Source organism: Stenotrophomonas sp. CASM101 (assembly GCF_049384845.1).
GTDB classification, from domain to species: domain Bacteria; phylum Pseudomonadota; class Gammaproteobacteria; order Xanthomonadales; family Xanthomonadaceae; genus Stenotrophomonas; species Stenotrophomonas hibiscicola.
In genome coordinates this window covers 1-15112 of record NZ_JBMRFR010000024.1, presented here as the reverse complement: position 1 = coordinate 15112, position 15112 = coordinate 1, and the positions used below count along the sequence as shown (strand labels likewise).

General features: G+C 66.3%; 14 protein-coding genes and 2 pseudogenes. 12 read left to right on the top strand and 4 right to left on the bottom strand.

The window, feature by feature from the left end; all coding sequences use genetic code 11:
* The first annotated feature begins 49 nt into the window (after positions 1 to 49).
* The 5 genes from VG543_RS19905 to mmsB are packed head-to-tail and all read left to right on the top strand — an operon-like array spanning position 50 to position 5589.
* Entirely contained in the window at positions 50 to 1555 is a 1506-nt protein-coding gene (locus tag VG543_RS19905) for a CoA-acylating methylmalonate-semialdehyde dehydrogenase (RefSeq protein WP_423179089.1), read from the top strand.
* A gap of 14 nt (positions 1556 to 1569) precedes the next feature.
* Entirely contained in the window at positions 1570 to 2736 is a 1167-nt protein-coding gene (locus tag VG543_RS19900; protein ID WP_019661850.1) for an acyl-CoA dehydrogenase family protein, read from the top strand.
* Positions 2733 to 3530, top strand: coding sequence for an enoyl-CoA hydratase (locus VG543_RS19895; protein WP_019661849.1), 798 nt, complete (start codon positions 2733 to 2735; stop codon positions 3528 to 3530). The genes VG543_RS19900 and VG543_RS19895 overlap by 4 nt, the downstream gene beginning before the upstream one ends.
* On the top strand, positions 3527 to 4702 hold the full coding sequence (locus VG543_RS19890; protein WP_423179090.1) for an enoyl-CoA hydratase/isomerase family protein: 1176 nt from the start codon (positions 3527 to 3529) through the stop codon (positions 4700 to 4702). Before VG543_RS19895 ends, VG543_RS19890 begins: the two co-directional genes overlap by 4 nt.
* Entirely contained in the window at positions 4699 to 5589 is an 891-nt protein-coding gene (mmsB, locus tag VG543_RS19885; protein ID WP_019661847.1) for a 3-hydroxyisobutyrate dehydrogenase, read from the top strand. The genes VG543_RS19890 and mmsB overlap by 4 nt, the downstream gene beginning before the upstream one ends.
* Positions 5590 to 5818: 229 nt before the next feature.
* Here mmsB and VG543_RS19880 read toward each other — a convergent pair whose 3' ends face one another.
* On the bottom strand, positions 5819 to 6244 hold the full coding sequence (locus VG543_RS19880; protein ID WP_005411948.1) for an organic hydroperoxide resistance protein: 426 nt from the start codon (positions 6242 to 6244) through the stop codon (positions 5819 to 5821).
* A 111-nt stretch (positions 6245 to 6355) separates the two neighbouring features.
* Complete coding sequence (locus VG543_RS19875) at positions 6356 to 7336, bottom strand: cation diffusion facilitator family transporter (RefSeq protein ID WP_021203767.1); 981 nt, start codon at positions 7334 to 7336, stop codon at positions 6356 to 6358.
* A gap of 208 nt (positions 7337 to 7544) precedes the next feature.
* On the opposite strand from VG543_RS19875, the gene VG543_RS19870 reads away from it, so the two are divergent.
* Positions 7545 to 8999, top strand: a complete 1455-nt coding sequence (locus tag VG543_RS19870) for a SulP family inorganic anion transporter (RefSeq protein WP_058979773.1) — start codon at positions 7545 to 7547, stop codon at positions 8997 to 8999.
* 40 nt (positions 9000 to 9039) lie between these two features.
* On the opposite strand, the gene VG543_RS19865 is transcribed toward VG543_RS19870, so the two are convergent.
* On the bottom strand, positions 9040 to 9609 hold the full coding sequence (locus VG543_RS19865; protein WP_167693004.1) for a DUF4304 domain-containing protein: 570 nt from the start codon (positions 9607 to 9609) through the stop codon (positions 9040 to 9042).
* A 267-nt stretch (positions 9610 to 9876) separates the two neighbouring features.
* Positions 9877 to 10071 (bottom strand): addiction module antidote protein, encoded by a 195-nt coding sequence (locus VG543_RS19860; protein WP_227844238.1) that lies wholly within the window; start codon positions 10069 to 10071, stop codon positions 9877 to 9879.
* 280 nt (positions 10072 to 10351) lie between these two features.
* On the opposite strand from VG543_RS19860, the gene VG543_RS19855 reads away from it, so the two are divergent.
* The 6 genes and pseudogenes from VG543_RS19855 to VG543_RS19830 form a co-directional block, all read left to right on the top strand.
* Positions 10352 to 10990: a DUF6338 family protein gene (locus VG543_RS19855; protein WP_058979776.1), complete on the top strand. Its 639-nt coding sequence runs from the start codon at positions 10352 to 10354 to the stop codon at positions 10988 to 10990.
* A 206-nt stretch (positions 10991 to 11196) separates the two neighbouring features.
* Positions 11197 to 12228, top strand: a complete 1032-nt coding sequence (gene dusA, locus VG543_RS19850; RefSeq protein ID WP_423179091.1) for a tRNA dihydrouridine(20/20a) synthase DusA — start codon at positions 11197 to 11199, stop codon at positions 12226 to 12228.
* Positions 12229 to 12440: 212 nt separating this feature from the next.
* Complete coding sequence (locus tag VG543_RS19845) at positions 12441 to 12815, top strand: hypothetical protein (RefSeq protein WP_058979781.1); 375 nt, start codon at positions 12441 to 12443, stop codon at positions 12813 to 12815.
* A 73-nt stretch (positions 12816 to 12888) separates the two neighbouring features.
* A complete protein-coding gene (locus VG543_RS19840) occupies positions 12889 to 13572 on the top strand; it encodes a response regulator transcription factor (protein WP_004136763.1) in 684 nt (227 codons plus the stop codon).
* A gap of 25 nt (positions 13573 to 13597) precedes the next feature.
* Positions 13598 to 14989, top strand: a pseudogene (locus tag VG543_RS19835) (sensor histidine kinase); the annotation flags it as partial.
* Positions 14967 to 15112, top strand: a pseudogene (locus VG543_RS19830) (zinc-dependent peptidase); the annotation flags it as partial. The pseudogenes VG543_RS19835 and VG543_RS19830, both read left to right, overlap by 23 nt.

Sequence of the window (15112 nt, the reverse complement as noted above, 5' to 3'; positions counted from 1 at the left end):
GCTGCTGTGAATAATGCCAAGCATCTTTCGAGCCCGTGGGATTGTCGTCATGACTGTTGAAGCGCCCCGTATCCGCATGCTGATCGATGGCCAGTTCATCGAATCGGCCACCTCCCACTGGCAGGACGTGATCAATCCGGCCACCCAGGACGTGCTGGCCAAGGTGCCGTTCGCCACCACCGCGGAGGTGGACGCCGCCGTCGCCGCCGCCAAGGAAGCCTTCAAGACCTGGCGCAAGACCCCGATCGGCACCCGCGCGCGCATCTTCCTGAAGTACCAGCAGCTGATCCGCGACAACATGAGCGAGCTGGCCCACATCCTCACCGCCGAACAGGGCAAGACCCTGCCCGACGCCGAAGGCGATGTGTTCCGCGGCCTGGAAGTGGTCGAGCATGCGGCCGCCATCGGCAACCTGCAGCTGGGTGAGTTGGCCAACAACGTGGCCAATGGCGTGGATACCTACACGATCATGCAGCCGCTGGGCGTGTGCGCTGGCATCACCCCGTTCAACTTCCCGGCGATGATTCCGCTGTGGATGTTCCCGATGGCGATCGCCACCGGCAACACCTTCATCCTCAAGCCGTCCGAGCAGGACCCGATGGTCACCATGCGCCTGGTCGAGCTTGCCCTGGAAGCCGGCATTCCGAAGGGCGTGCTGAACGTCGTCCACGGCGGCGAGGAAGTGGTCAACGCGATCTGCGACCACCCGGACATCAAGGCCGTGTCGTTCGTCGGTTCCACCCGCGTCGGCACCCACGTGTACAACCGTGCCTCGCTGGCCGGCAAGCGCGTGCAGTGCATGATGGGCGCCAAGAACCACGCCGTGGTGCTGCCGGACGCCAACAAGGAACAGACCCTCAACGCGATGGTCGGCGCCGCCTTCGGTGCGGCCGGCCAGCGCTGCATGGCCGCCTCCACCCTGGTGCTGGTCGGTGAAGCGCGCAACTGGGTGCAGGATCTGGTTGAAAAGGCCAAGACCCTGAAGGTCAGTGCCGGCACCGTGGCCGGCACCGACGTCGGCCCGGTCATCTCCTGCAGCGCCCGCGAGCGCGTGGAAGGCCTGATCGCCTCGGGCGTGGAGCAGGGTGCCAAGCTGGTGCTGGATGGCCGCAAGCCGCAGGTCGATGGCTTCGAGAAGGGCAACTTCGTCGGCCCGACCATCTTTGCCGGTGTCACCACCGACATGCGCATCTACCAGGAAGAAATCTTCGGGCCGGTGCTGGTCATCCTCGAAGCAGAGACGCTGGAAGACGCCATCGCGATGGTCAACAGCAACCCGAACGGCAACGGCACCGCACTGTTCACCCAGTCTGGCGCTGCCGCGCGCAAGTTCCAGGAAGACATCGACGTCGGCCAGGTCGGCATCAACGTGCCGATCCCGGTGCCGGTGCCGCTGTTCTCGTTCACCGGTTCGCGCGCCTCCAAGCTGGGCGACCTGGGCCCGTACGGCAAGCAGGTGGTGCTGTTCTACACCCAGACCAAGACGGTCACCGCGCGCTGGTTCGATGACGAAACGCTGAGCCACGGCGTCAACACCACGATCAGCCTGAAGTAACGGCAGGAGCAGCCATGAGCCACTCGATGACGACGGAACTGGAAGAAGCGCAGCAGGCGTACCGCGAGGCAGCGCGCGACTTCGCACAGGCCGAACTGGCGCCACACGCCGCGCGATGGGATGCGGAGGGCATCTTTCCGCGCGAGGCGATCGCCAAGGCCGGTGAGTTGGGCTTCTGCGGTCTGTACATGGACCCGGAAGTGGGCGGCAGCGGCTTGAGCCGGCTGGACGCCGCCGTCGTCATCGAGGAGCTCGCCAACGTCGATCCGTCGACGGCGGCGTACATCAGCATCCACAACATGGCCTCGTGGATGGTGTCCACGTGGGGCCAGCCGGCACTGCGCGATGCCTGGGGCAGCGACCTGTCCTCAGGCAGCAAGCTGGCCTCGTACTGCCTGACCGAGCCGGGCGCCGGTTCCGATGCGGCCTCGCTGAAGACCACCGCCGTGCGCGATGGCGACTTCTATGTGCTGAACGGCTCGAAGGCCTTCATCTCCGGCGCCGGGGCCACCGAGCTGCTGGTGGTGATGGCGCGCACCGGCGGTGCCGGTGCCGGTGGTGTCAGCGCCATTGCCGTGCCGTCGGACCTGCAGGGCATCAGCTTCGGCCGCAAGGAAGAGAAGATGGGCTGGAACAGCCAGCCCACCCGCGGCATCACCTTCGAAAACGTCCGCGTGCCGGTCAGCCACCTTCTGGGAGAGGAAGGCGGCGGCTTCAAACTGGCGATGAAGGGGCTCGACGGCGGCCGCATCAACATCGCCGCCTGTTCGCTGGGTGCCGCGCAAGGTGCGCTGGATGCCGCACGCCGCTACATGGGCGAGCGCCGCCAGTTCGGCAAGGCGCTGGCCGAATTCCAGGCGCTGCAGTTCAAGCTGGCCGACATGGTCACCCAGCTGGTGGCCGCGCGGCAGATGGTGCACACCGCCGCACGCAAGCTCGATGCCGGTGCCAGCGACGCCAACGTGTGGTGCGCGATGGCCAAGCGTTTCGCTACCGATGCCGGTTTCAACGTCTGCAACGAAGCGCTGCAGATCCACGGTGGCTACGGCTACATCCGTGAATACCCGATCGAACGCCTGCTGCGTGACTGCCGCGTGCACCAGATCCTGGAAGGCACCAACGAGATCATGCGGGTGATCGTTGCCCGTCACCTGCTCAACACCGAAGAGGAACTGCGATGAAGGATTGGCGTACCCAGGAGCACGTGGGCCTGAAGGTGGAGGTCGATGGCCACACCGCCGTGGTCACCCTGAACAACCCGCCGGCGCACACCTGGACCGTGCACAGCCTGTCGGCGCTGCGCGACCTGGTGGGCGCGCTCAACGCAGACCGCGACATCTACGCGTTGGTGATTACCGGTGACGGCGAGAAGTTCTTCTCCGCCGGTGCCGACCTCAACCAGTTCGCCTCCGGCGACAAGGCCGCTGCGCGCGAGGCCGCGCGTCGCTTCGGTGAAGCCTTCGAAGCGCTGTCCGGGTTCCGTGGCGTGTCGATCGCCGCCATCAACGGCTACGCCATGGGCGGTGGCCTGGAATGCGCACTGGCCTGCGACCTGCGCATCATCGAAGACCACGCCCAAGTGGCGCTGCCGGAGGCCACCGTCGGCCTGCTGCCGTGTGCCGGTGGCACCCAGAACCTGCCGCGCCTGGTGGGCGAGGGCTGGGCCAAGCGCATGATCCTGCTGGGCGAGCGCATCAATGCCGAGACCGCACTGCGCATTGGCCTGGCCGAAGAAAAGGTCGGCAAGGGCGAAGCCAAGGCACTGGCACTGGAATGGGCGAAGAAGGCCGGCAAGCAGAGCCCGACCAGCATAGCCGCCTGCAAGACGCTGGTACAGGCCACCCGCGCCGGCACCCACGCCTCGGCGCTGGTGGCCGAGCGCGAAGCCTTCGTCGACCTGTTCGACACCGCCGACCAGGTCGAGGGCGTAACCGCCTTCCTGGAAAAGCGCACCGCGCAGTGGAAGAACGCATGAGCATCGACACCGCTGCCGACGACGCACCGGTGCTGTTCGAAGAGCGCGTGGCCGGCAATGGCACGCGCATCGGCATCGCCACGCTCAACGCGCCGCGCACGCTCAACGGATTCTCGCTGCCGATGGCGCACCTGCTGCTGAAGCAGTTGAATGCCTGGGCCGACGACGACGGCATCGCCATGGTGGTGCTGCAGGGCGCCGGTGAAAAGGCGTTCTGCGCCGGCGGCGACCTGCACAGCCTGTACAAGAGCATGGTCGCCTTCCGCGAGGCCGGCCACAGCGACATCCGCCAGAACGCCTATGCTGCCGAGTTCTTCGACGTCGAATACCGCGTCGATTACCTCATCCACACCTACGCCAAGCCGATCCTGTGCTGGGGCCATGGCATTGTGATGGGCGGCGGCATCGGCCTGATGTCCGGTGCCAGCCACCGCGTGGTCAGCGAACGTTCCAAGCTGGCCTTCCCGGAAATCACCGTCGGCCTGTTCCCCGATGTCGGTGGCAGCTGGCTGCTGCCGCGGGTGCCGGCCAAGGGCGGCCTGTTCCTGGCCCTGACCGGTGCACTGCTCAACCCGGGCGATGCCATCTATGCCGGCCTGGCCGATGTGCACGTGGCCGAAGAGCGCCGCAGTGCAGTGTTCGATGCGCTGCTGCAGGTGGCCTGGTCCAGCGACCCCGCACACAACCACGAACGCCTGACCCACCTGCTGCAGTCGCATGCCAGTGATGCTGCGACCGGTCCACTGCTGGCCAATGCGGCACAGGTCCAGGCGCTGTGCGAAGGCGATGACCTGCAGGCCATCGTGGCGAGCATTACCGGCCTGCAGACCGACGACGCCTGGTTGCAGGCGGCTCAGAAGACCCTTGCTGCCGGTGCGCCGGGTTCGGCGCGGCTGGCCTTCGAGCTTCAGCGTCGCAGCGCCGGCCAGGATCTGGCCGCGATCTACCGCCTGGAGTACATCGTCGCCCTGCATTGCGCCGCCCACGGCGATTTCGCCGAAGGCATCCGCGCGCTGCTGATCGACAAGGATCGCAATCCGCAGTGGAACCCGGCCACCCTGGCCGGGGCCACCGGCGCGTGGGCCGACACCTTCTTTGCTTCCCCCTGGGCCGATGCCGCGCATCCGCTGGCCGACCTGGGCACTCCCCTTGTTGAAAGGAGCCTTGCATGAGCCGCATTGCATTCATCGGGTTGGGCAACATGGGTGGCCCGATGGCCGCCAATCTGGTCAAGAACGGCCACAGCGTGCGCGTGTTCGATCTGGTTCCGGCCGCGGTCCAGGCCGCCGTTGACGCCGGTGCCAGTGCTGCGTCGTCGGCACGCGACACCCTGGCCGACGCCGAAGTGGTGATCTCGATGCTGCCAGCCAGCCGTCACGTCGAAGGCGTGTACCTGGGCGACGACGGCATCCTGGCCGCGATCCCGGAGGGCGCACTGGTCATCGACTGCAGCACGATCGCACCGGCCAGCGCGCGCAAGGTGTCAGAGGCCGCCGCCGCACGTGGCCTGCAGATGATCGATGCACCGGTCTCCGGTGGTACCGCAGGCGCCCAGGCCGGCACGCTGACCTTCATCGTCGGTGGCGAAGAGGACGCGCTGGAGCGTGCCCGTCCGGTGCTGCAGGCGATGGGCAAAAACATCTTCCACGTGGGCGCCAGCGGCGCCGGCCAGGTCGCCAAGCTGTGCAACAACATGGCGCTGGGCGTGATCATGGCGGTGACCGGTGAAGCCATTGCGCTGGGCGTGGCACACGGGCTGGACCCGAAGGTGCTGTCGCAGATGATGGCGGTCAGCACCGGCCGCAGCTGGGCTACCGAAGTGTGCAATCCGTGGCCGGGCGTGCTGGAAAATGCACCGGCCTCACGCGGTTACAGCGGCGGCTTCGGCAGCGATCTGATGCTGAAGGACATGGGCCTGGCAGTGGAAGCGGCGATGAGTGTCGGTGCCTCGATCCCGCTGGGCGAAGTGGCCCGCAACCTGTACTCGATGAACCACCAGGCCGGCCGCGGCAAGCTGGATTTCTCCAGCGTCGTGCAGCTGATCACCAGCGAGAAGTAAGGCTTGGATATGTAGAGCCGAGCCCGTGCTCGGCTGCTTTTCCGCCGGATGTTCCCGCGCCGGACGGATCAGCCGAGCAGGGGCTCGGCTCTACAGAAGCGAATGCGTCCCCGGCTGCGCGCCGGGGCCCACCCGAGGTGGGATGGGCGGATGTTCGGTTTCGACCGGCGTCCGCCCATTTTTTTTGCCCTCGCGCGGGTAGTGCCGGCCGCTGGCCGGCATCACCGCATCAGGCCACGACCAGCGTCACGTCGATGTTGCCGCGGGTGGCATTCGAGTACGGGCACACGATGTGCGCCTTCTGCACCAGCTCTTCCACCTGCTCGCGCGGCACGCCCGGCACGTTGATGGTCAGCTCGGCTTCGATGCCGAAGCCGGTCGGGATCTGGCCGATACCGACCTTGCCGGTCACGGTGGTGTCGGCCGGCAGCGCGACCTTGGCCTGGCCGGCCACGAACTTCAGCGCGCCCAGGAAGCAGGCCGAGTAGCCAGCCGCGAACAGCTGTTCGGGGTTGGTGCCCGGGCCACCGGCGCCGCCCAGCTCGCGCGGGGTCGACAGCTGGATGTCCAGCACGTTGTCGGAGGAGACGGAACGGCCTTCACGGCCGCCGGTGGAGGTGGCCTGGGCGGTGTACAGAACCTTTTCGATGGACATCGGGATGCTCCTGGTCGGTGGGTGGGTGTTGCGTTGGAGCCTACTTTGCCCGCTTTCCGCGTACGTTGGGTTGCAGGGCGTACGAAAAACTTGATCGATCGTCCTGTCGGCCTAGATCGTCCACTCGCGGTCGGTGGTGAACATGATGGTCAGCCAGCGGTCCGGCGAGGCCTCGCCCAGCGCGTCGCCGATCTCGTCGCGCAGCTGGTCCCATTCCACCAGCGGCCGTGGTGGGTCGTTTTCCGGCACCACGAAGAACAGCTCGATCTGCTCGCCTCGCCCCACCTGCGCCACGTAGCTGCGGTGCTCGACGAAGCCATGCTTGGCCACGATCGCGCGTGCCACGGCATCCACGTGCGCCTGCAGCTCCGGCGGGGTGACCAGCAGGATGCCGGCCAGCGCCCGGCGCACGGTGCCGAGCGGGGCGATCATCACCAGCACGCAGACGAAGGCAAGGATGGCCGGGTCGATGTACGGCCCGACCCAGGCCCAGGACGTGCCCTGCACCAGCACGCCGCCGAGGAAGGCCAGCAGGTAGCAGGCCGACATGCTGGCCGCGATCACCCAGTTCTTCGCATCCAGTGCGATGAACTCCGAGCCGATGCGGCGGTTGGCGCGCAGGATGAACCATGCCAGCGCGCCTTCGCCGACGATGGACAGCCCGGCGAAGGCGATGGCGGGGCCCAGCGCAATGTGGCGGCCCCCGGACATCAGTGCATCTACCGCATTGACCAGCGCATACAGCGCCGCGCCGATCATCAGCGTGCCGCTCACCCCCAGCACGATCGGCTCCAGGTGCCAGAAACCCATGGTGAAGCGCTGGTTGAGCCTCGACTGCAACGCATCGGTCTGGGTGGACAGCGCGATCAGCCGCGCCACCAGCAGTGACAGCCAGGTCATCACCACGTCGATCAGGCCGTAGATGCCGTCGAAGATGATCAGCGAGGAATTGGCCAGCAGGCCGAACACCACTGCGGCGGCGGCCAGTAGCAGCGAGGCGGCGATCGACAGGCGCAACACGCCTTGTTCGGTGGCGGGGTCGAAGAACTGCGGGCGATCAGTAGCCATGCCCCGATTGTAGAGCGGCGCCATGCCCCGCGGCCTTTCGCGGCCGGTCGCGCTACCTTCGTGCGGCCGCTTCCCGTAGACTGCGCCCCTCCCACGTACCGACACCCGCCTGCAGTGATCACGCCACCCTGACCCTTGCCGCACATCGGCAGCCGGCCCGCCCGGCTCAGGAACCCGTGTCTTTCCACTGCAGCGCCGCGCGGCCACGCCCGCGTGCGCGCGGAGTTTTTCCATGCAAACGTCCTACCCCCTGCGCCAGCAATGGCTCGGCAACCTCCGTGGCGACCTGCTGTCCGGCATCGTCGTCGCCCTGGCCCTGATTCCCGAGGCCATCGCTTTCTCGCTCATCGCCGGCGTCGACCCCAAGGTCGGGCTGTACGCGGCGTTCTCCATTGCCGTCATCACCGCCATCGCCGGCGGCCGCCCCGGAATGATCTCCGCCGCCACCGGTGCGATGGCGCTGGTGATGGTCGACCTGGTCAAGGACCACGGCCTGCAGTACCTGTTCGCCGCCAGCATCCTGGCCGGCCTGCTGCAGGTGCTCGCGGGCGTGTTCAAGCTCGGCTCGCTGATGCGCTTCGTCTCGCGCTCGGTCATCACCGGCTTCGTCAACGCGCTGGCGATCCTGATCTTCCTCGCGCAGATGCCGGAACTGATTGGCCGCGGCCCTACGGTCTACGTGCTGTGCGCCGCCGCGCTGGCGATCATCTACCTGCTGCCGCGTATCACCCGCGCCGTACCCTCGCCGCTGGTCGCGATCGTGGTGCTCACCGCCGTGGTGATCGGCTTCGGCATCGACGTGCGCAGCGTCGGCGACATGGGCCAGCTGCCAGACAGCCTTCCACACTTCCTCATTCCCGATGTGCCGCTCACATGGGAAACGCTGCGCATCCTGTTGCCGGTGTCGGCCACGCTGGCCGTGGTCGGCCTGCTCGAATCGATGATGACCCTGCAGATTGTCGAGGACATCACCGAGACGCCCAGCGAACGCAACCGCGAATGCGTCGGCCAAGGCGTGGCGAACACGGTCACCGGCTTCCTCGGCGGCATGGCTGGCTGCGCGATGATCGGCCAGTCGGTGATCAACGTGACCTCTGGTGGCCGCGGCCGCCTGTCCTGCCTGGTGGCCGGCGTGTTCCTGCTGGTAATGGTGGTGTACGGCAGCGACCTGGTGCGGCAGATCCCGATGGCTGCGCTGGTGGCGGTGATGATCATGGTCAGCATCGGCACCTTCAGCTGGCGCTCGCTGCGCGACCTGCGCACGCATCCGCGCAGCTCGTCTGCGGTGATGCTGCTGACCGTGGTGGTCACCGTGGCTACCCACGATCTGGCCAAGGGTGTGCTCAGCGGTGTGCTGCTGTCGGCCCTGCTCTTCGCGCGCAAGGTGGGCCACATGCTGGATGTGCAGCGCGACGATGCCGGTGGCACGCAGGTCTACCGCGTGCGTGGGCAGGTGTTCTTTGCCTCGGCGGGGCAGCTGGGTGCGGCGTTCGATTACCAGCACGTGGCGCCGAAGGTGCAGATTGACCTGCGCGATGCCCACCTGTGGGATCTGACTGCTGTGGCCGCGCTGGAGCGGGCGCAGGAAAAGCTGGCCGCGCACGGTGCGGAGGTGACGGTGGTGGGGCTCAATGCGGCCAGCCAGACGCTGATCGAGCAGGTCGGTGGCGCGCGCAGCGCGCACTGAAGTGGTAGTGCTTCAATGCCCGGGTCGGTTCTGGGGGCGGCTAAGCCTCCAGAATTTTCCTGAATCGGCTTTTCAGTGCGGTAGCGCCATTGCAGATGGAGAGTCCATATGTGGCCAGCGCCTTGGCAGACTCGGTGTCATCCTTGGCCTGCCATGAAAGGGCAGATAGCAGGGCCCTGCGGACGCGCGTGACCGAATTGAAGTGTGCCGGCGTCGAGTCGGCCTGAATGGCCGCGATCGTCAACGCTCCACAGATGGAATCGATGTCCTGGAACTGCGAAAAGAAGGGAAGGGCATTCTCCGTCAAAAGAGCATCCACCTCGGTCTTGAGCAGTTCAGCGTCCTGTTCAACGCTTATCCAATGGTCGCTTTTCCCTGCGGGAGCGGCCCTGCAGCTCACGTCGCAGTCGGTGTTGTTGAGGTTCGTGGTCTGATCCTTGCAACGCCCCGGGATGAAGCGGGCGAGCACACCGACATTGAATGCGAGTGCTTTGCCGTCGCTTCTGGTCTGCAGTGAAAGAACATCTACGAAATGCTCGCGCACTCTCATGAAGGTCGGCCCGTTGCGCACAAATCCTGCGTCCTTCATTGAGGCGAAGGCGGTGTCCAAAGCTTGCCTTTTCATTGGGCCTCACGAGGCGAACATGGGCGGGAAGACGACTGCAGGTGGGGCATGCCATAACGGGTATGCCGGTGCGCTGTACTGAAGCCTATCGGCTGAAAAGGAAGGTGCAATGGGGGCTGGCGTCAGAACATGTCGCATTTGACGATAGCTGTGTGATCGCTGTGCCCAGCTCGGTGGGCCCCGATCCTGCACGACCTGCTGCGTTGCATGGGTAGCGCCGGGCGATGCCCAGCGAGCCCGGTACGCGCCTACCTAGATGTTCTCGCGGCCAAGACCCGATTCTTCGGCATTGCTGCCTGTGCCGCGCGCTCGCACCACTGTTCCAAGCGCCTCCTGAAAATGGCTTGCATTACCAGCCGCCAAGGCGGCGCTCAGATAGATGGCGATTGCGACGTCATCATCCAGATAGTCTGCGGGATCGAAGGGAATCGTCTTCAGCCTGCTCATTGCGAATCCAAGGAAAGCGTCTGCAACCTGCAACGCGTTGGACTGTACCTCACATGGCAGACCACCAGCTTGGTCGAGCTTCCCCGAGCGATGTAGTGCAGGGCATTGGACGGTGCCGTTCGATAGCGCACATTGACGCTATAGGCTGCGACTGCATCACTGCGACTTCATGGCTGCTGTTGCGGTTGCTGCATCTGTGGCCTGTGAACCCTGCCCAGGGTGGAAGAATCGCCGCGATCGTGCTCCGTTGTGATCCTCACGACGGAGTACTTCTTCCGGAATGGATACGCTGTTCAACAACGCCACCACGCTGCTGACCTATCTGCTGCCGGGCTTCCTGGCAGCCTGGGTGTTCTACGGGCTGACTTCACACCCCAAGCCACCGCAGTTCGAAAGGACCGTGGAAGCGCTGGTATTTACCTTCGTAGTCCAGGCGCTGGTCAAGTTCATCGAACTGATGCTCCTGCTGGCTGGTCGCTGCTTTGTGCTGGGGATCTGGACCGAGACCAGCAGCCTGCTCTGGGGGTTTGTCCTCGCCGGACTGCTGGGGACAGGATTGGCCCTTGCTGCGAACAAGGACTTTCTCCACGCGGGTCTCCGCCGCGCAGGCTTCACCACGCGGACGTCCCACCCCAGCGAGTGGTACTGCGTGCTCGGTACGCGTCCTGCTTTCGTGGTGCTGCAACTGAAGGATGGCCGTCGACTGACTGGCTACCCCAAGGAGTGGCCGATCAGCCCGGCTGCGGGACAGTTCTACATGCAGATGCCGGCCTGGCTCGTGGATGCGGATCCGCCAGATGAAGGTGCGGATCCGCTGGCAAACCCCGCCGTGGTGGAGCTTCCGCAGCTCGATGGCATACTGATTCACGCGGTGGATGTGCAATGGGTCGAGATTCTCCAGGAGACAGACAATGGCTAAGTTGAGGAAGGGTTCCAACCCACCACTGGACCAGCTGGTCGTATCCATGGAGAACGCAAACCCCAAGCTCCCCGAGGGCAGGAAGCGTCCGCTGCCACCGCCCAGCCCACCCCGGCCGCCAGCCGGAAGCGGGCCCAACCGGCGCTTGCCGCGCGACTGACCGGGCGCATTCAGCCGGGCGGTGTAAACTATTGATCTCACTGGCAATGCCAGTCTCCATGATCAACACCCCGATGACGTCCGCCACCGCCCGTTACGCTGATTCCCTGCGCCTGTCCGTTGCGCCGATGATGGACTGGACCGACCGCCACTGCCGCGTGTTCCATCGCGTGCTGGCGCCGGGTGCACGCCTGTACACGGAGATGGTGCACGCCAACGCGGTCATCCACGGCGACCGCGAGCGCCTGCTCGGCTTCGACCGCAGCGAACAGCCGCTGGCGCTGCAGCTGGGTGGCAGCGATCCGGCCCTGCTGGCGCAGGCTGCGCGCATTGCCGCCGAGTGGGGATACGACGAGGTCAACCTCAACTGCGGCTGCCCGTCCGACCGCGTGCAGGCCGGGCGTTTCGGCGCCTGCCTGATGCGCGAGCCGGTGCTGGTGGCCGAGTGCGTGGCGGCGATGGTCGATGCGGTCGACATCCCGGTGACGGTGAAATGCCGCCTGGGCGTGGACGAGGACAACGATTACGACGTGTTCGCCGCCTTCGTCGACCGCCAGGTCGCCGCCGGTGCCGCAATGGTGGTGGTGCATGCGCGCAACGCGTGGCTGAAGGGCCTGTCGCCGAAGGAGAACCGCGAGGTTCCGCCGCTGAAGTACGACTGGGCCTACCGCCTCAAGCAGGAGCGCCCGGCACTGCCGGTGGTGATCAACGGCGGCCTGGCCAGCATCGAGGCGGTGCAGGCGCAGGCCGCGCACGTCGATGGCGTGATGCTGGGCCGCGCGGCCTACCACGACCCCTACCTGCTGCATCAGCTGGAGGCGCTGCACACCGGCGCCCCGCTGCAGGCCCGTGGTGACCTGTTGCGTGCGCTGCGCCCCTACATCGAGACGCGTCTGGGCGAAGGCCTGGCGCTGAAGCACATCACCCGCCACCTGCTCGGCCTGTTCCACGGCCAGCCCGGCGGCCGCGCATTCCGTCAGGTGCTGAGCGAGGGCGCACACCGCCCGGGCGCCGACTGGAGCCTGGTCGAACAGGCCTTGGCGGTCACCGAACGCGAAGCTGATCGCGCCGCAGCGTGACGTCGGTCACAGTCCTGACTTGACAAGGGGCGGCGATTCGTCCCGAATGTTCACCTAGATGAACAACTCGCGGCATCGCCCGGAAAAGTTCAGATCGGATTCACTGCCCTAAACCAAGAATTTGCAAAGGAATTGTAAAGGCCGGGTCCCGCACCCGGCTTCCGGATTTACGACTTTTGAACGAATCGCCGTGCTCGGCTAGGATCGCATCGATGTCTTCCGCTCCCTTCCATCGCCGCATTGCCCTGGCCACCTGCGTGGCGCTGTCGGCTGTGCCGCTGTCGTCGGCGCTTGCGCAGCAGCCGCCGCGCGGCGACCAGGGGCGCGCGGAGATGATGGAGCGGGGCGAGCGCGGTGGCCGTGGCGACGAGCGCTCGCTGTCCGATGCCGTGCGCCGCGTGCAGCGCACCACCGGCGGCCACATCCTCGGCGCCGAGCGCGTGCCGTTCGATGGGCGTGACATCAACCGGGTGAAGTACATGGACGACCGGGGCCGGGTCCGCTACATGGACGACCCCGCACCGTCGCGTTCACAGCCGCGCACGCCGCGGTCGGATATGTCATCACTACGCGGCGATAACCCCTGAACAGGGATAGTTGTCGCTATCAACCCGTACCCCACAGGCCTCCGGGCCACACCCAGGACACTAGGGAGAGTTCATGCGTATCCTTCTGGTCGAAGACGAAGCCCCGCTGCGTGAGACCCTGGCAGCCCGGCTCAAGCGCGAAGGCTTTGCCGTCGATGCTGCGCAGGACGGCGAGGAAGGCCTCTACATGGGGCGTGAAGTTCCGTTCGATGTCGGCATCATCGACCTCGGCCTGCCCAAGATGTCGGGCATGGAGCTGATCAAGGCCCTGCGTGACGAAGGCAAGAAGTTCCCGGTGCTGATCCTGACCGCGCGTTCGAGCTGGCAGGACAAGGTCGAAGGCCTGAAGCAGGGCGCCGACGACTACCTGGTCAAGCCGTTCCACGTTGAAGAGCTGCTGGCCCGCGTCAACGCGCTGCTGCGCCGCGCCGCCGGCTGGAGCAAGCCAACCCTGGAATGCGGCCCGGTCGCCCTGGACCTGGCAGCGCAGACGGTCAGCGTGGCCGGCAGCAATGTCGACCTCACCAGCTACGAGTACAAGGTGCTGGAGTACCTGATGATGCATGCCGGTGAACTGGTCTCCAAGGCCGACCTCACCGAGCACATCTACCAGCAGGACTTCGACCGCGACTCGAACGTGCTGGAAGTGTTCATCGGTCGCCTGCGCAAGAAGCTGGACCCGGATGGCGAACTGAAGCCGATCGAGACCGTGCGCGGTCGCGGCTACCGTTTCGCGATCCCGCGCAACGAGGGCTGAGCCGGCTCCGCCTGGCGACACCATGATGTCCGGCCGTCTGTGGTTCTTCCGACGCTGGCGGCCGCGCTCGCTGCAGGCGCGCCAGATGCTTGCCGCGTCCGTGGGCCTGGTCGCGTTTCTGGCCCTGGCCGGTTACGCACTCGACGCCGCCTTCGCCGATACGGCGAAGGCGAACCTGCGCGAGCGCCTGAAGAACTACGCCACCGCCTACGCGGCCGGCATCGATTTCACCCGCGACCGCTCGCTGTACATCCGCGAGCAGCCGCCGGATTCGCGCTTCGACGTGCCGGGCAGTGGCCTGTACCTGCAGGTGGTGATGCCGCACGGCAAGGGCAATTCGATGTCCGCCGAAGGCCCGATGCTGCCCACCGTCGGCGGCGGCCTGCTGGCACCGCGCCAGGAAGTGTTCGAAGGCCCGCTGCCGATGATCCAGATCGACGGCAGCCAGGGCTCGGTGTACCGCTATGGCCTGGGCCTGGTGTGGGACGCCGACGCCGACCCGGCGACCGAATTCCCCTACACCATCTACGTGATGGAAGACTCGCGCGCGCTGGGCGCGCAGCTGCGCGTGTTCCGTGGCCGGGTCTGGTTCTACCTGGGCGGCATCGGCCTGATCCTGCTGCTGCTGCAGACCGTCATCCTGCAGTGGAGCCTGCGGCCGCTGCGTCGCGTGATCACCGAGCTGACCAAGGTGCAGCGCGGCGAGACCGAGCGCATGAGCGAGCGCCACCCGCGCGAGCTGGAGCCGCTGACCGACAGCATCAACGCCTTCATTGAAAGCGAGCGCGAGAACCTCGAGCGCCAGCGCAATACCCTCGCCGACCTGGCGCACAGCCTGAAGACGCCCATCGCCGTGCTGCGCACGCAGATGGACAGCGGTGCCGGCGATGGCGCCCTGCGCGAGGAGCTGGACGTGCAGCTGCAGCGCATGAACAACCTGGTCTCCTACCAGCTGGCACGTGCTGCATCGTCGGGCCACAAGCTGTTCTCCGCGCCGCTGCCGATTGAATCCAACGCCGAGGAGATCGTGCGCGGCCTGGAAAAGGTCTATGCCTCCAAGGGCGTGCTGTGCGAATTCGACATCGACCCGGCCGCGCGCTTCCACGGCGAACCGGGCGACCTGCAGGAACTGCTCGGCAACCTGCTGGAAAATGCCTTCAAGTGGGCCAACCGCCGCGTGTTGCTGACCGCGCAGCCGCTGCCGGCACCGAACGCGCGCCGCGCTGGCCTGCTGCTGGCGGTGGACGACGATGGCCCGGGCATTGCCCCGGACGACATCGGCAAGGTGCTACAGCGTGGCGTGCGTGGCGACGAGCGCGTGCAGGGCCACGGCATCGGCCTGTCGATCGTGCAGGACCTGATCAAGGATTACCGCGGCGAACTGGCCGTCGGCCGTTCCAGCGAACTGGGCGGCGCCGCACGAGGGCTACTGCGTGGCGGTGCACGAGATGGTGCACAAGCTGGATGCACTGGATGGCGCGATGGACGGCACGCCGCCGCTGCCGCGCGAATGGCAGCGTGAGTGGGCGACCATCTTCCA

Excerpts from the sequence above, each read along its gene's own strand:
- VG543_RS19905 (WP_423179089.1), top strand. The coding sequence starts at position 50 with ATGACTGTTGAAGCGCCCCGTATCCGCATGCTGATCGATGGCCAGTTC.
- VG543_RS19900 (WP_019661850.1), top strand. The coding sequence starts at position 1,570 with ATGAGCCACTCGATGACGACGGAACTGGAAGAAGCGCAGCAGGCGTAC.
- VG543_RS19895 (WP_019661849.1), top strand. The coding sequence starts at position 2,733 with ATGAAGGATTGGCGTACCCAGGAGCACGTGGGCCTGAAGGTGGAGGTC.
- VG543_RS19890 (WP_423179090.1), top strand. The coding sequence starts at position 3,527 with ATGAGCATCGACACCGCTGCCGACGACGCACCGGTGCTGTTCGAAGAG.
- mmsB (WP_019661847.1), top strand. The coding sequence starts at position 4,699 with ATGAGCCGCATTGCATTCATCGGGTTGGGCAACATGGGTGGCCCGATG.
- VG543_RS19880 (WP_005411948.1), bottom strand. The coding sequence starts at position 6,244 with ATGTCCATCGAAAAGGTTCTGTACACCGCCCAGGCCACCTCCACCGGC.
- VG543_RS19875 (WP_021203767.1), bottom strand. The coding sequence starts at position 7,336 with ATGGCGCCGCTCTACAATCGGGGCATGGCTACTGATCGCCCGCAGTTC.
- VG543_RS19870 (WP_058979773.1), top strand. The coding sequence starts at position 7,545 with ATGCAAACGTCCTACCCCCTGCGCCAGCAATGGCTCGGCAACCTCCGT.
- VG543_RS19860 (WP_227844238.1), bottom strand. The coding sequence starts at position 10,071 with ATGAGCAGGCTGAAGACGATTCCCTTCGATCCCGCAGACTATCTGGAT.
- VG543_RS19855 (WP_058979776.1), top strand. The coding sequence starts at position 10,352 with ATGGATACGCTGTTCAACAACGCCACCACGCTGCTGACCTATCTGCTG.
- dusA (WP_423179091.1), top strand. The coding sequence starts at position 11,197 with ATGCCAGTCTCCATGATCAACACCCCGATGACGTCCGCCACCGCCCGT.
- VG543_RS19845 (WP_058979781.1), top strand. The coding sequence starts at position 12,441 with ATGTCTTCCGCTCCCTTCCATCGCCGCATTGCCCTGGCCACCTGCGTG.
- VG543_RS19840 (WP_004136763.1), top strand. The coding sequence starts at position 12,889 with ATGCGTATCCTTCTGGTCGAAGACGAAGCCCCGCTGCGTGAGACCCTG.